Consider the following 15,265-nt stretch of genomic DNA (forward strand, 5'->3'; position numbering starts at 1 on the left):
GAAAAAGAAGAGGGATTCCCTCTTCTTTCGCCCAGGCGGCTTGCCTGGCAACGTATATTGACATTGTTCCCGCTGAAACAGACGTTTACACGTTAATTCTCAGACGGCTTTTTCGGTCCTACGACATAGACCGTATATCCTTGTTTCGTTCCGAATTTATTAGCGTAGCCATGATCTTCAAAGTAAACATCGATCATTTGGCCTTTCACACCGCTACCAATGTCTTCAGCACGACGGAAGCCAACACCCTCAATGTAAACCCACCATCCCAGTGGGATAACTTTCGGATCTACCGCAATCGTTCTGCCCTCAGTAACTGTCGTTCCTGTATAGGTCTTCCCATACCCAGGAGAACCTTCGGCTTTGCCTGTCGAATCGGCTCCCGCTGAATAAGCCGTGAGCTTCACGTTCTTGAGGATTTGTTTATACCCGAATGTTACACCATTCTTAGAGACCTCATCCACGCTAGGGGATGACGCCGATAGAACAACAACAGGATTTTTTGTGCCAACGGACACAACTTTTTTAACGCTTTGTTCCTGTACTTCTTGACCTACAACAGCTTCTGCAACTAATACGCCATCTTCGTAAGTCTTCTCTTTCTTTTTCAGAAGTACGCCCTCTTTACCTTCTTGAACGACCTGCTCTTTACCCTTAAGCAACGATGCATCATTTTTCTTTTCCGTGTCGAATGCAATCGGCTCTGTTACTTCTTCCGTCTCTTTTTTCACACGGACGATTTTGATTTCATCGCCTGATCCCAAAGAGGCTGTCGGTTCGGGAGTCAGCTTATCGTGCTCCCCAAGTGCAATATGTAAACGTTGCAATGCACTTTCAACCGTTCTTGCAGTTGTGTAAACAGTGGTGGTCTTTCCATCAGCAGTCAATTGAATTGGAGAAGCGTGTTCGATGACGAATTTGTCCCCGCCCTTGATTGTAGCCGCAGGGTCTGCAGATATTTCATCGTGTTCACCAATCGTTATGGCTTGTTCATCCAGTAGGCGTTGCAGGACCCATTGCTTCGTGTGCACAACGGTTTCTTGTCCATTCACAACCACGGATACGCTCTTGGTAGCCGTACCGTACAACAACACCAAAAACATGAAAGTCATTGCGATTGAGATTATAGCCAGGCTTAAAATCAAACGCAAGTTTTCATGCTTCCATCGCAATGCGAAGGACATGCTGGATGATCGTTTTACATGGGTCTCGCTAAAAGAGATACTGCCCACTTCTTCGGTCCTCCTTCAAAGCCTCGCCGCCAGGTTACAGCATGATTAAATTTGACGCGACTAAGGTTTTTAATTTAACTTAACGTGTCGTCCATCGGCAGTGTTTGGAAACAGCTGCGTTCTGGTCGTCCCACCCCGCTTTGCTATTCATCATCCTATGAATTCCGGGTTACGATTAGTCGTCCGAAACAGTTAAAGGTCCTTATGGGGACAAAAAGCCAGCAAGAAGAGGACTCTTCTCGCTGGCTTAGTTTGCATAGTAAAAATACACAAATAGCACGCACGACAATCGTTACCTCTCTTACGCTTACGAGGTTAGCTGACGGATTCGGACGTGAGAGTCGCCCTACTCAGACGTAAACTTCCGTTCAACGTCCAAGATTCACCCCTGTTACTCACTCTGTTCACTTCGTCAGCGTTGGCGCTTTATAAGTTAACAGTGGTTCCCCCGTTCCCATAATTGGAACTCAGCGAATGGAAAAATGGCAAATTGGTTATTAAGTTATTATGAAAAGTATATTACGCTGTTAATCTCTGCCTGTAAAGGGATTAACACCTACTAAAAAGGGCTAAATCAATTAAAAATAGCTTATTTTCAAAATAAAACCACCTTTTATCTACTTTTAACTCATTATAACGTACGAATACTAAGTTTCTTCGTGTTTTCACTCTTAAACTAGGCTTCGAAACTAAATTTGTTTATAATTATCAGGTATGAAACACGTATATAAATTCCAATAATTAGCTATTTAGGGAGGCACTGAGATGGGTCCCATATTACAAGTTGACGCTTTATTCGGGGGATATTTACCAAATAAACCCGTTCTTCACGACCTCACATTTTCCATCCGCCAAGGTGAAATGATGGGATTAATTGGTTTGAACGGCGCAGGAAAAAGTACAACCATCAAGAACATCCTTGGACTGCTTCAACCACAAAGGGGTTCTATAAAAATTAACGGTTTGACGCTGGCCGAAGATCCGCTGCCTTACCGTGCCACTTACGCTTATGTGCCTGAAAGTCCAGAGCTTTATGAAGAACTTACGATTCGTGAGCATCTGGAGTTAACCGCCATGGCTTACGGCTTAACGAAGGATGACTATCTCTCCCGCTCGCAAGCGCTGCTCGAGCAGTTCCACATGCAGGACAAGCTCAACTCGTTCGCAAGCCATTTATCCAAAGGGATGAAGCAAAAGGTCATGATCATGAATGCATTCCTGATCGAACCTTCTCTCTACATCATTGATGAGCCTTTTCTCGGGCTCGATCCGCTAGCCATCCGCTCATTACTCGAGTTGATGGTCAAAATGAAGAGACGCGGCGCGTCATTTCTCATATCCTCGCATATTTTGTCTACGATTGAAAAATATTGCGATAACTATGTCGTCCTGCACAAAGGACATATGGTCGCCCAAGGCGATTTAGTCGAATTACGTCAGCAGACAGGACTCCAGCAAGCGTCATTGGACGACATCTTTTATAAGCTTGTAAAAGGAGAATTGGTATGAAGGCGATGGACATGGATACCCGTGCCCTATGGCAGAAGAGATTTGAACATTATATGAAGGAATCCATGGGTTACCTGCAGTATGCAGCGCGCAGCAATTTTTTTGGCTTCCTGCTATTTCTTGTCATCCTTTCTTCCTATTATTATGCAAAAATACTACAGCGCCTTCCGACAGATTATCCTTATCTGTGGATCGTCCTTTTGCTGCTGGTACCTTTGTTAGCCTCAAGCCCCATTCGCACGCTAGCCAGAAGCGCAGACCGTATGTTTCTACTGCGCGTTGAACATCAGATGGGTCCTTACTTCCGCGGCGGATTCATGTACAGCTTAGTGCTTCAAGCCTTCTGGACATTTCTGGCATGGGTCGTCCTATGGCCCTTGTATCATCACTGCCTTGGCCGCGATGAACAGCATTTCTTATGGATGCTTGCCTTGCTTCTATTAATGAAGGTAGGCAATTTATTGGCCAGCTGGCAAGAAAGCCGATTCACTCATGAGCGCGCAAGAAGGGTTTCCGTTAGCTTCCGCTGGCTGGCAACAGCCGTGCTGATTTCGCTGCAATTTCTGACAAGCGTCCTCTGGGCAAGCGGAGCTGCTCTTGTCCTTACACTGGTTTGGTTAACCGCTACGCATTACGTATCCAAATACTACATCGGATGGGATTATCTCATTACGAAGGAACGGCAGCAGCAAGCACGATTATATGCCTTTTTCAACTGGTTCGTGGATGTTCCGCAATTGGGTACGCGAATAGCCCGCCGAAGCTGGATCAGCGGGGTCACAAGATTTATTCCTTTTAAACAAGATGCTGCCTATCTCTACATATATATGAAAACATTTCTACGTACGGAGCTATTCGCGATTGTCCTGCGTATATCCTTACTAGGCACATTAGCCATCGCCGTTTCAAGCAGCAGCACAGCGAGACTGCTCATCTTCTTTATCGCTTTGATTATTTCCATGGTTCAACTAACGCCACTTGAGCGTTCACACCGCTATACCTTTTGGCTCGACATGTACCCGCTTAACCGTCAGTTGAAGGCCGGCTCCCTAGCCTTCATCATTTGGTCAGCCTTACTCCTAGAATTATGTATGCTTTCGATTCCGTTTATGATTCGATCTTCACTTATCTATATTGTCGTGCCGCTCATCGGCTTCCTCTTTATCTCACTCAGCTGCGGAGTTTTTCTACGACGAAAATTTGCAAAAAGCGCTTTACTTGAGACCTAACAAGGCTATGGCGTTGTTTGTCGTTATTTCTGCAAGTTCTTCCAGACTTATCCCCTTGATTTCAGCGGCGGTTTCGGCAACCAACCGAACATAAGCCGATTCATTGCGCTTGCCGCGGAAAGGATGCGGGGTCAAATAAGGAGCATCCGTCTCGATGAGTAAGCGGTCCAAAGGAACCTGCGCCAGCACTTCCTTGGGCTGCTTTGCATTTTTGAAAGTGACAGGGCCTCCGAAGGAAATATGGAAATTCATAGCCAAACACTGCTTGGCCGTCTCCCAGCTCCCCGAAAAGCAATGCATGATCCCCCCGACTTCTGCTGCTTTTTCTTCTTTTAAAATAGTCAAAATATCCTGATGCGCATCTCGGTTATGAATCACAATCGGCATTTGAAGCTTTCGCGCCAACCTGATTTGCTCCCGAAAAACTCGTTGCTGTACATCTTTAGGCGACTTATCCCAATAGTAATCAAGCCCGATTTCTCCGATTGCCACCACTTTTTCGTGCTGACACAGCGATTCGATCCATTCCAAATCTCCTGGCATCATGTCAATTGCATCTACAGGGTGCCAACCTACTGTTGTATAGATAAAATCATATTTTTCAGCAAGAGCTATTGAACTAGGAATTGTTTCCCGGTTAAAGCCAACATTCACCATTCTGGTAACACCGGCTTCACGAGCACGTTGTATAACCTCGTCCTGATCTTCCTGAAATTGTTCCGCATTCAAATGCGTATGTGAGTCTGTCAGCATAGTCTTCTCCTTACTTCCTCTTATGTATTATTCCTGCTCGCCTAGCATCTCCCAAAGCTCCGGATATTCAGAAGCATTCAGACGTTCAAGCAACTCCTCGGGGTAATAGACATGATGTTTACCCATTTGAAAGCCGCTAATCGACTGCACGATTTCCGAGCGGTGAGTGATTTCGGTCAGCGTCTCTTTATGATCCAAAAGCAGAATCGGCAAATTATCCTCTGTCTCTCCCGGCCTGTACACATCATAGGATTGATTCGACGGGAAATCAATTTCCATGTAATAAATTGGATCGAGCCCAACTTCGGCCATGACTTTCTCCATAAGCTGAATCATACGCTGATTCGACTCATCAAAAGTACTGTACTTATACAATTTGCGGTCTAAGAATCGCTTACACATATCGGCAAGGATGGGATCCTTCTCGCTCATCCAAAACGTTAGCATCGCCTGCATCACAGATTCGTCCAGAAGCAAATAATCTTCAAGTGAGATCTTATTCTGAATCAGGTGCAGGATGGGATCCGTCATAAAACCGAACGTATAGTTATCTTCATATAAATGTTTGGCGCGCGCAAAGATTTTGTGCAGCAGAATTTCCGCGCTCCGCGTTACCGGATGGAAATAGACCTGCCAATACATCTGATAGCGTGACATGAGATAATCTTCTACAGCATGCATACCGCTTTCTTTAACGACAATATGCCCCCGATAGGGCCGGATAACTCGGAGAATACGTTCCAAATCGAACGTCCCGTAATTAACACCCGTAAAATAGGCGTCTCTTAACAGGTAGTCCATCCGATCGGCGTCCAATTGAGACGACACGAGGCTTACAACAATTTCTTCATTGTAGGATTTGCAAATGACTCCCGCCACTTTTTTGGGAAAATCAGGTGAAACCCGGCTCAGAACTTTATTGACCTCCGTATCGCCCAGCACGATTTTACAAGACCAATCCTCATGTCGGGTTCCAAAAGCCTTCTCAATAGAGTGGGAGAAAGGTCCATGCCCCAAATCGTGCAATAGTGCCGCACACAGACAGATCAGACGCTCTTCCTTCGGCCAATCTTCATATTGATTGCGCTCAAATTGAGAAATAATTTTGCGCGTGATCTCGTACACACCGAGCGAATGCGAGAAACGGCTATGCTCGGCGCCATGAAAAGTTAAATAAGAAGTTCCTAATTGCCGGATGCGGCGCAGCCTCTGGAACTCTCGCGTATTAATCAAATCCCAGATCGTGTTATCCTGCACGTAAATGTATTTATGAACGGGATCTTTAAAAACCTTCTCTTCCTTCATTCAATCACAACCTCTCTTCATTAAAATTCTACATCTTTTCGACATTTCTTACCATCATATCGACATATATGTCGTAATTTGTCGAATTTACTAATCCCAATTTTTCATTGCTTTCATCCGCTTAAATGAATTGGCTAAATCCACCTTTTCTCACATCAAATAGTAATATATTATTTACAAATCCTTATTCCACTTGGCTTTTCCTCTCTTTTCAGTTGTGATCAGATTTCAAAAAATTATCGTCTACGCGCCCAAACTAGCGAAAATATGGTTGACTATTTTGGGAATGGTTGGTATCATGAGTTTAAGAGATATGTCGAAACATGACGATATTGATAAAATTTTTATAAAATCGAAAGGGGTTTATATATATGATGAAATCTACGGGCATTGTAAGAAAAGTTGACGAATTGGGGCGTGTTGTTATTCCAATTGAACTTCGCCGTACACTTGGAATTGGCGAGAAAGACGCCCTTGAAATTTACGTAGATGGCGAGCGTATCATGCTTAAGAAATATGAGCCTGCTTGTATCTTCTGTGGCAACGCTGAAGGCGTCTCTTACTTTAAGGGAAAAATTGTTTGTCATATTTGTTTAGCGGAAATGCCAACACCTGTGACAAAATAAGAAAAATAGTATATAATAGAAGTAGCACTTATCCTATTGGTAATTCTAACCTTTTTCATATCTCCTCTAATCTCTAATTTGCTGGCTCCGGCCACGGATTAGAGATCTTTTTTTGTCTGGACTTTTTCCGCAGCGCTCCAGTCAGCCAACACCGCTTGAGCGCTTAGCGCTCAAGCAATGCGTTATAAACATCCCGCTTGGATAGGCCGCGATCGCTCGCAACTTGCTTCATCGCTTCCTTCCGGTCGCTGCCTTGCCCCTCGTAGTGCTCGACATGCTCGCCTAGCGTCATCGCCTCCCACCAACCATCGGCGGCTTCTTTCGCGCTCTCTGCCGACGCGCCTTCGGCGATCACGCAGTACTCGCCCTGCGGCGGGTGCTGCGCAAGATGCTCGAGGCACTCGGCAATCGTGCCCCGCAGAAACTCCTCGTACCGCTTCGTCAGCTCGCGGGCGAGACAAACCCGGCGCTCCGGCCCCCACACTTCCGCCATGCGGGCAAGTGTTTTGTCGACGCGATGCGGCGATTCATAGAACAGCAGCGTGTCCTGCACGTGCTGCAGCCCTTCGAGCACCTTCGTCTGATCCTTTTTCTCCCGGGGGAGAAATCCGACGAAGGCAAACCGCTCTGTCGGCAGGCCTGATGCAATCAGCGCCGACAGGGCTGCATTCGCGCCGGGGACAGGCACCACCGGCGCGCCCTGCTCTACGGCCATCCTCACCAGGTCATAACCTGGATCGGAGATGGCCGGCAGTCCCGCATCGCTGACTAACGCGATGCTCTGCCCTTCAAGCAGCAAGCGGACGAGTTCGGGGCCGCTTGCCTGCTTGTTGTGTTCGTGATAGCTGACGATTCGCGTAGCGATTTCGAAGTGCGTCAGCAGCTTGCGGGTTTGCCGCGTATCTTCGGCGGCAATCAAGTTCACTTCCTTGAGGATGCGAACCGCCCGAAAGGTCATGTCTTCGAGGTTGCCGATCGGTGTGGCAACCAGGTAGAGCGTACCCGAGCTATTTCCGTCCTCGCGATAACTTTTTTGTACATTTATGCCCACGGTTTGTCCCTCTTCACTTTAGTCATATGCTTCCATATACCCTAATATTTATTTTTATGAAAACTCTAAGGAAGCTCTGCCCCCGTAATATATTTCCTTCAATTCCTTACAGTACTCCTGGTTCTCGTCATACACGATAAGCGGAGGCAGTGTGCGAATTTCCGGTTTGCCATCCTTCATTCCCTCAATTAACACCATCATCGCTTCTTCTCCAGCGCGCGCATGCACGTAACGAATTCTTTTCGGCTCCAGACGGTAGCTCCTCATTAAACTGATAATATCCACCAATCGTGTTGCCCGGTGAACCATAGCCACTTTACCGCCTGCTTTAACCAACTTCGCACATGCAGCTATCACATCCTCCAAGTTACAGTGGATTTCATGACGCGCTGCCGCAAAATGCTCATTCACATTCTGTTCCCCATTCGGCACAGGCAGATAAGGCGGATTCACCGTTACAGCATCGAATTGGCCGTGGCCTAAAGTGCCATGAATGGTCTTTAAGTCGCCTTGTATCATATGCAGCCTTTCGCCTAAATCATTCAGCAAGGCATTTCGAACCGCCATATCCGCAAGGCGCTCCTGGATTTCTACGCCCCAAATGTCTGCCTTAGTTCGAGTAGACAAGAGCAGCGGCACGACACCGTTTCCTGTACATAAGTCGATAACCCGTCCCTTCGGCGGCAAACTGCAAAATCGGCCAAGCAGGACAGCATCCATCGAAAAGCTGAACACTTCCTCGCTTTGAATTATTTTTAAATCATACGTTAATAAATCGTCTATTCTTTCAGTCGGTCGTAAAGGCACCATACGCGTTCTTCATTTCCTTTCCAGTCCTAGCTCGTCTATGGAAAAAAACCGTAAGGCATAAACCCCTACGGTCAAACACACTTATTTATTTAAAAAGGATAAGCAAAACAAACAATCTCCCTCAGTCCGAAGGTGTCCATAATACACATTGCATATGTGAAATCCTTCATTGTACAAGCGGGTCAAATTATCATATCCGGCTCCCGGTAACGAAACCGTTTCCTCCGCCTCTCCGACAGGTTGTTCGACCGTCGTTTCCTCTTGTCGAATCAACTTGCGCAGTTGCTGATTTTCTATGCTTAGTCTCTTATTTTCTTCGATGAGTATAATGATTTGTTTCTTTAAGGCACCCAACTCGGCATAAGTGGCACCCATTCGTTCTTCGATCCCATCTATTTGTCCAAAAATATCTTGTTTATCCACGCTTTCACCTCTAGTGCCATGCATGCTTACTGGCCAGCGCCTCCTTGGATCCTTTGCCGCTACTCTTGTTCAACTACATCATCGAAAGGTAAATCAAGTGCTTTACCAAGGTCGAATAATTGAACCTTTGCGGTACGCTCACTGATATTTAACCCTAGTACCTTACCATTACCAAAAGAAGTGATCACATGCCTTCCAACAGTTGGCAGAGAATCCTTCGCACTTTCATAATTATCATGCTCGTACTTCAAGCAACACATTAACCGACCGCATAAACCCGAAATCTTCGTCGGATTCAGCGATAAATTCTGATCTTTGGCCATCTTGATCGATACCGGCTCAAAATCACCTAAAAATGATGAACAACATAAAATCCGCCCACACGGACCAATACCGCCTAACATCTTCGCTTCGTCCCGCACACCAATTTGACGCAGTTCGATTCTTGTCCGGAAAATGCTCGCCAAATCTTTCACGAGTTCCCGGAAATCAACGCGCCCCTCGGCTGTAAAATAAAAAATAATTTTATTGCGGTCAAAGGTATACTCTACGTCCACAAGCTTCATCTTAAGACTATGATCTCTGATCTTGTCGTGGCACGTTTGGAAGGCATCTTTGGCTGCTTTTTTATTCTCTTCAACCAAGTCAGCATCCGAATCATCCGCGATGCGAATGACCTTTTTGAGTGGAAGAACGACATCATTTTCCTTGACAATCTTCTTGCCCACTACGACTTTGCCGTATTCCACACCGCGAGCGGTTTCAACAATTACGGCACTTTCTTGCTCAATCGGCAAATCGATTGGGTCAAAATAATATATTTTACCCGCTTTTTTGAAGCGGACTCCTACAACCGAATACATCTTACACCCCCTGCATCTCCACGAGCATTTTCTCTATAACCAGCTGAGAGTTGGCGTTGAAGCGCAGTCGCTTTTGTAAATCTACGGCTTGCTCCATCATACGCACCCAGACTGAGACATCCCGGCTGAACGCCAGAGAGCTCATCCAGTCTAGCTGGTCATTATATACAAGCCTGTCCCTGCGCTCAAGGCGCAGTTGCACCATATCTTTAAACCAGAGAATCAACAAGTCGAAAAGACTCGACATGTGTTCTGCAAGTTCTGATTTCACAATTCGTTGCTGAACCGTAATCATAGAAGTAGGAAAACGTGTGAGCGTCTCCTTCGCTAATTGTAACATTACGGTTCTCATTTCTGCAAACCAATTCGCTCCGATTAACTCCCTCGCTGCTTGTAATCCTGCCGTTAAATGTGCTGCAGGCTGCACAAGAGCAGCTGGAAATCCTTCTTCGAGCAGCGTCAGCACCATCTGCTCACGCGCCATCGGAGTGAATTGAATCCACTGTGCTCTCGACTGAATCGTTGGTAATAAGGCATTTCCATTCTCGGTGATGAGAATAGCCACGACCCTGGAAGTTGGTTCTTCTAGAAATTTCAAAAGGCTATTTGCTGCTTGTACAGTCATTTTCTCTGCATGGTGCAGAATATATATTTTCGTGCCGGAAGCTGTCGCACGGTAAGCAAACTCCTTCTGAAGCTCCCGAATTTGCTCAATCTTGATTGAGGCCCCCTCAGGTGCAACGATATGCAGATCGGGATGATTGCTGTGCTCCACTTTACGGCACTCCAAGCATTCACCGCAAGCGTCATCCGTTCCGTTCTGACAATAAATCGCTTTCGCCAAAGCTATCGCCATTTCGGAACGCCCTGTCCCCACAGGCCCGCTAAATATATAGGCGTGTGACAGCTTGTCTTGTCGCAGCCCGTTCTGCAGAAGTTTCTTTGCCGCTGCTTGCCCCGGTATGGTCTGGAAGGACATTCGTTATGGCACCATCCTAAAATAACAAGTTAATCAACATGCCGCGGATTTCTCCGATTTTTTGCAAAATCTCAATACGCCCCTGCTCGCTCTCCAGCAATTCGTCCGCTAACGAGAGGAGCTCTTGATCAATTTCTTCCAAAAGCTTATATCGCTTCGAACGGCCGCGACGATCCCAGCCCTTCGTATCTCGTAAATTGACACCTCGGCGAGCCGTCTCCTCCAGAAATTGCTTAATCAGCAATTTATACTGGAGAAGCTCTCTTACGGTCATCCCCCGTGACAGACGGTCGCCTTGCAGCGTAATCTGCTGCACCATTTTGGACAACTGCTCCTGCGTAAATTTCTCATCCTGCTGCTGCATAATGTCAGAGAAATTCCGGGGGGCCATCTGTGGCGGCGGTACGTTCTCATTCACTTTGACGTTCTTACCAATGGGCTGCCACCCCGGATTAATTTTCAAGACACATCCATCCTTATTTAGGTCATCTATAATTTAGTAATGCTCGAAGCGTTCAACCGGCAATACGAATACCGCGGCTCCACCCACTTGGACTTCCACTGGGAATGGAATGTAAGAATCTGTCGTTCCTCCCATTGGAGAAACCGGTGTAACAAGCTGTTCCCGAATTTTGCAATTGGCGCGAATGACCTGCATAACCTCTTGCACTCTCTCATCTTCCGTACCGATCATGAAAGTTGTATTTCCTGCGCGTAGAAAACCGCCTGTACTTGCCAGCTTCGTAGCGCGAAAACCTTCTTTAATTAACGCATTGGAGAGACGGTTACTGTCTTTATCTTGTACAACAGCTACGACTAGTTTCATAGGGGTTGCCTCCTCTTATTATAAACTAAGAATGGATTTTCTGCTTCTCACGGAAAAATGTTCCTAAGCAAAATGTTCCTCAAGCAAACGGTTACACTGACTCCAAATATCTGCTGCAATCTCCTCTACAGTGCGGTTAGCGTCAATCACTCTTACACGCTCAGGATGATCGGATGCGATCTGGTGGAATCCTTCCCTTACTCGGCTGTGGTAATCCACATGTTTCTGTTCGATGCGATCCAGCTGCTCCGCTGCGGTTGTTGCGCCTGAGGCTCTTTGATGCAATCGCGCCATACTGACTTCTACGGGAACATCCAAAATGAATGTTCGAGTTGCTTGTAATCCCGAGCTTGCATAGCGTGAAATCGCTTTGACTTGCTCAACATCCAAGCCTAGTCCGTATCCCTGATACGCAACGCTTGCATCAATGAAACGATCACACAAGACGATGCGCCCAGCTTCCAGAGCCGGCAAAATCAACTGATGCACATGCTGCGCTCGGGATGCCGCGTATAGCAGCACTTCCGCTTGATCGACCATTTCTGCATTCACAGGATCAAGAATTATACTGCGAATCTTATCGCTGATTGCTGTTCCCCCTGGTTCTCTCGTCACCAGAACATCATGTCCTAATTTCTTAAGCTCTTCACCTAATTTCTTGAGCTGTGTCGTTTTTCCGGAACCGTCCGGTCCTTCAAAAGTAATGAAAATTCCGTTCACTCTTCCTCCTGCGTGCTGCTTTACCAGTCCATATAATAGTTTATGTGTATATCTTTAACTTGTGTGTCTGACCAAATTCCGTACCTTGAAACTTAATTCCGTTTGCCGCTAATTGTAGTAAAGCCTCAGCCACGGTATCCGTAATAACTTCACCCGGGTATAGATAAGGAATTCCTGGTGGATACGGGATCACCATATCCGCAGAACGCTTGCCAACCGCATCCTCAACGCTTACCTGCCGATAAGCTCCCACTTCCCGCCCTTCTCTTGAGATGTCTCTCAGATCAAAAACAATTGGTGAAGAGATTTGTGTGTAGTAGGGTAATTTAAGTATATTCGAGATAGGCCCATGAAGTTCCTTCTTTTGTGCTGGAGCGTCCAAACAAATGTTGGTTAACACGCCAATAACCCTTTCTAAATCCGCTCGGCTCGTAGCCGGTGTGAAAACAAGCAGCACATGACGGCCATCCGTCATTTCTACGTAAATGCCCTGCTCCTCTAATTTCTCCTTGAGCTCTGCCGCATTTAAATTTTGTGTCGCATCACAAATGGCCACTTTAAAGGGATCCGCCGTCTCATATCCTTCGCTTCTAGATAACGGAAATTCCTTAGGAAAGTAATCAAATCGGTTGATTTCGTCTAGTAGGGATCTAAATTCTTTAACAAGCATAATCCCTTCTGACAGCCAGGCTTCCCCTTCCGTATACATTCTTTTTCTCGCCAAATCTAACGATGCCATGATCGGATACGAAGGGCTTGAGCTCTGCAGCATTCCCAAAAGCCGACGAATCGCCTCCCTATTCATACGCGAACCCTTCAAATGAAGCATGGCTCCCATCGTCATCGCGGTAAGCATTTTATGCGTAGACTGCACGACTGCGTCCGCTCCCTGCGACAGCGCAGAGGCCGGCACCTCCGGATGAAATCCGTAGTGAGCACCATGCGCCTCATCCACCAAAAGCATCTTCCCCTGTGCATGCATCAACTCAGCAAAAGGTGTTAAATAAATGCCCATGCCATAATAGTTGGGATTGGTCAAAAATAAAGCTTTTGCCTCCGGATATTGTTGCAACGCATGTTTTACAGCTTCAATATGTACGCTTGTCGCAACACCCGTTTGCGGATCGATGGAAGGTGAAATGAACACAGCTCTCGCCCCTGCCAACATTAATCCGTGAATAACTGATTTATGTACATTTCTTTGGACAAGAATGATATCACCTCGCTCACAGACGGCTGCAATCATGGCGATATTCCCCACCGTACTGCCACCAATGAGGAAGTGGGATTCCTCCGCTCCAAAGCAGGCTGCGGCTAACTGTTCCGCCTCCATAATGACACCCTCTGCATGATGCAAATCATCCAGACCTGATATTTCCGTATAATCAATCGCCATTATTCGCTTAAAAAAGGGTGCCCCTTCGTCCAGTAACCCTTGACCGGATTTGTGACCTGGTACATGTAGACTTACCGGGTTTTTAGCTTGATGAGCTACCATTGCCTCATACAACGGTGCTTTGAGCTGTTTCTCTGAATTGTTATTGCTGCTCATGCGAATAGACTCCTTGAACTTTCTACTTACTACCCTTATAGTAGTGGATTGAAGCATAAAAAACAAAAAAGCTTCCAGAAAGAAGCTTCTCTCAATTAGTTCATATATTGTTTTGAGTTGCCCAAGTATAAAGCTTTTTTCATCTGATTTACGAAGAATGGGTATTTTTGATCGTTCACATTCGTTTTGACAATTTCACCGCTGCACTCATCACAAATGAAAGCTGTAATAATATGAATGCCGCCACTTCGCTGCTGCTCACAGATCATACAAATCCCAATTCGGTTCTCCTCCATATGATCACCCCATGTACTTTTACTACTAGTATATCCGAATCTCGATTCTCCTAAACTAGCTAAACGCTCATATCTTGGAAGGAATATGCCGATATTACCTCTATATCAGGTCAACCGGCTTACGGAGGTCATCATGTCAACAAAACTGGAACCCAATCTCTCCAAACAATCTACTATTTATAGTTATACTTTAGTGAAGCGCATTTATCATTCTTTGTATAAAAGGATTCTTTACTTCCTCATTCTCGCCTTGGCCTTATTCTTCAAATTCGAACCCGCAAACTGGCTACCAATGTTAGTCAGCTATCCGTTATTACTAGTTTTCCATACACTGCTTGTTCGGGCTTATTTCCAATTCACTATTGGAATGGCCATGAGAGGGTGGTCCTATCGATGGGGAATTTTCTGGTGCGGTTCGCTGCCGGATGGCCATGCGTCGGTTAAGCTAGTAGGCAAAATACAGCTCCACCTGTTCTGGATTGGTCTCTCCCTGATTACGATTCTGTATCCCTGGATTCCAGCCCCTTGGTTGATTTATTTCATGATCTTTCACATCTGGATGCTCATGCCGCGGCTATGGATGTTGTTTCGGTTCCGACCTTATCGCAAAACTGGTTTAATGAAGATTTCTGAGAAAGAAACTTCTTGTTACTTACAATAAAAGGGAAGCCTGCACTTTGTCACATTACATGTAAAAAGTGCAGGTTTTTTTGTTGCTTAGAAGCGATCTAACAAATTTTGATGTACTTTCTGCAAGTGAGCAACTTTTCGAGCTACGCTCCGCTATTTCTGATAAAATCGAGCCGTTCCACTCTTAAAGGGATCTACGTACCGTTATTTCGTTTGTTTTGGCTAAAAACCCGCCTGTTGGGGTCAAATAAGACCCTGTAGTTCCACTTAGCTCTGAAAAGATCTAAATCGGATCAATTAGTGACCTATACTTCCCTTGTGACACTTTGCGGGAATCTCACCACTAAAGTTGCCTTATGAAATGCAAAAAGCCTTTCTGAGATTTCTCTCAAAAAGGCTTTTTCTTCTGTGCTTGGCAACGTTCTACTCTCCCAGAACCCTGCGGTTCAAGTACCATCGAC

General features: G+C 45.9%; 17 protein-coding genes and 1 riboswitch. Of the genes, 4 read left to right on the top strand and 13 right to left on the bottom strand.

Going from position 1 to position 15,265, the window contains the following annotated elements; translation table 11 throughout:
* Nucleotides 1-92: 92 nt before the first annotated feature.
* Entirely contained in the window at nucleotides 93-1,232 is a 1,140-nt protein-coding gene (locus AC3WTJ_RS36100; RefSeq protein ID WP_492526435.1) for a resuscitation-promoting factor, read from the bottom strand.
* 289 nt (nucleotides 1,233-1,521) lie between these two features.
* A riboswitch (cyclic di-AMP (ydaO/yuaA leader) is annotated at nucleotides 1,522-1,715 on the bottom strand.
* Nucleotides 1,716-1,997: 282 nt separating this feature from the next.
* Here AC3WTJ_RS36100 and AC3WTJ_RS36105 point away from each other — a divergent pair.
* Both AC3WTJ_RS36105 and AC3WTJ_RS36110 read left to right on the top strand, forming a co-directional pair.
* The gene (locus tag AC3WTJ_RS36105) at nucleotides 1,998-2,741 is read left to right on the top strand and encodes an ABC transporter ATP-binding protein (RefSeq protein WP_157324507.1); all 744 of its coding nucleotides are present in this window, start codon (nucleotides 1,998-2,000) and stop codon (nucleotides 2,739-2,741) included.
* Nucleotides 2,738-3,970 carry an ABC transporter permease gene (locus tag AC3WTJ_RS36110; RefSeq protein ID WP_492526438.1) on the top strand — a complete coding sequence of 411 codons (1,233 nt, stop codon included), beginning with the start codon at nucleotides 2,738-2,740 and terminating at the stop codon, nucleotides 3,968-3,970. The genes AC3WTJ_RS36105 and AC3WTJ_RS36110 overlap by 4 nt, the downstream gene beginning before the upstream one ends.
* Here AC3WTJ_RS36110 and AC3WTJ_RS36115 read toward each other — a convergent pair.
* A complete protein-coding gene (locus AC3WTJ_RS36115; protein ID WP_492526440.1) occupies nucleotides 3,956-4,723 on the bottom strand; it encodes a TatD family hydrolase in 768 nt (255 codons plus the stop codon). The two genes, AC3WTJ_RS36110 and AC3WTJ_RS36115, sit on opposite strands and share 15 nt — an antisense overlap.
* A 27-nt stretch (nucleotides 4,724-4,750) precedes the next feature.
* Entirely contained in the window at nucleotides 4,751-6,028 is a 1,278-nt protein-coding gene (locus AC3WTJ_RS36120; RefSeq protein ID WP_127457123.1) for an HD domain-containing protein, read from the bottom strand.
* A 371-nt stretch (nucleotides 6,029-6,399) separates the two neighbouring features.
* Between AC3WTJ_RS36120 and AC3WTJ_RS36125 the strand changes: the two genes are divergently transcribed.
* Nucleotides 6,400-6,654, top strand: a complete 255-nt coding sequence (locus tag AC3WTJ_RS36125; protein WP_127457122.1) for an AbrB/MazE/SpoVT family DNA-binding domain-containing protein — start codon at nucleotides 6,400-6,402, stop codon at nucleotides 6,652-6,654.
* Between the two features lie 163 nt (nucleotides 6,655-6,817).
* Here AC3WTJ_RS36125 and rsmI read toward each other — a convergent pair whose 3' ends face one another.
* The 10 genes from rsmI to AC3WTJ_RS36175 all read right to left on the bottom strand — a co-directional run bounded on the left by rsmI (nucleotide 6,818) and on the right by AC3WTJ_RS36175 (nucleotide 14,174).
* Complete coding sequence (gene rsmI / locus AC3WTJ_RS36130) at nucleotides 6,818-7,705, bottom strand: 16S rRNA (cytidine(1402)-2'-O)-methyltransferase (RefSeq protein WP_492526443.1); 888 nt, start codon at nucleotides 7,703-7,705, stop codon at nucleotides 6,818-6,820.
* 54 nt (nucleotides 7,706-7,759) lie between these two features.
* Nucleotides 7,760-8,515: a tRNA1(Val) (adenine(37)-N6)-methyltransferase gene (locus AC3WTJ_RS36135; RefSeq protein ID WP_407870175.1), complete on the bottom strand. Its 756-nt coding sequence runs from the start codon at nucleotides 8,513-8,515 to the stop codon at nucleotides 7,760-7,762.
* An 81-nt stretch (nucleotides 8,516-8,596) separates the two neighbouring features.
* Nucleotides 8,597-8,938, bottom strand: a complete 342-nt coding sequence (gene yabA / locus AC3WTJ_RS36140) for a DNA replication initiation control protein YabA (protein WP_127457119.1) — start codon at nucleotides 8,936-8,938, stop codon at nucleotides 8,597-8,599.
* Nucleotides 8,939-8,997: 59 nt separating this feature from the next.
* A complete protein-coding gene (locus AC3WTJ_RS36145) occupies nucleotides 8,998-9,801 on the bottom strand; it encodes a PSP1 domain-containing protein (RefSeq protein WP_127457118.1) in 804 nt (267 codons plus the stop codon).
* A 1-nt stretch (nucleotide 9,802) separates the two neighbouring features.
* A complete protein-coding gene (holB, locus tag AC3WTJ_RS36150; protein WP_492526446.1) occupies nucleotides 9,803-10,780 on the bottom strand; it encodes a DNA polymerase III subunit delta' in 978 nt (325 codons plus the stop codon).
* Nucleotides 10,781-10,796: 16 nt separating this feature from the next.
* Nucleotides 10,797-11,243, bottom strand: coding sequence for a YaaR family protein (locus AC3WTJ_RS36155; RefSeq protein ID WP_492526448.1), 447 nt, complete (start codon nucleotides 11,241-11,243; stop codon nucleotides 10,797-10,799).
* Nucleotides 11,244-11,276: 33 nt separating this feature from the next.
* The gene (darA, locus tag AC3WTJ_RS36160; RefSeq protein WP_079417169.1) at nucleotides 11,277-11,606 is read right to left on the bottom strand and encodes a cyclic di-AMP receptor DarA; all 330 of its coding nucleotides are present in this window, start codon (nucleotides 11,604-11,606) and stop codon (nucleotides 11,277-11,279) included.
* A gap of 63 nt (nucleotides 11,607-11,669) precedes the next feature.
* Nucleotides 11,670-12,326, bottom strand: coding sequence for a dTMP kinase (gene tmk / locus AC3WTJ_RS36165; protein WP_492526450.1), 657 nt, complete (start codon nucleotides 12,324-12,326; stop codon nucleotides 11,670-11,672).
* Between the two features lie 40 nt (nucleotides 12,327-12,366).
* Nucleotides 12,367-13,878, bottom strand: coding sequence for an aminotransferase class I/II-fold pyridoxal phosphate-dependent enzyme (locus AC3WTJ_RS36170; RefSeq protein ID WP_492526452.1), 1,512 nt, complete (start codon nucleotides 13,876-13,878; stop codon nucleotides 12,367-12,369).
* 95 nt (nucleotides 13,879-13,973) lie between these two features.
* The gene (locus AC3WTJ_RS36175) at nucleotides 13,974-14,174 is read right to left on the bottom strand and encodes a sigma factor G inhibitor Gin (protein ID WP_407870173.1); all 201 of its coding nucleotides are present in this window, start codon (nucleotides 14,172-14,174) and stop codon (nucleotides 13,974-13,976) included.
* A 133-nt stretch (nucleotides 14,175-14,307) separates the two neighbouring features.
* Between AC3WTJ_RS36175 and AC3WTJ_RS36180 the strand changes: the two genes are divergently transcribed.
* Entirely contained in the window at nucleotides 14,308-14,835 is a 528-nt protein-coding gene (locus AC3WTJ_RS36180) for a hypothetical protein (RefSeq protein ID WP_492526455.1), read from the top strand.
* Nucleotides 14,836-15,265 lie beyond the last annotated feature (430 nt).

It is taken from the genome of Paenibacillus sp. FW101-FHT12H11, assembly GCF_058790355.1.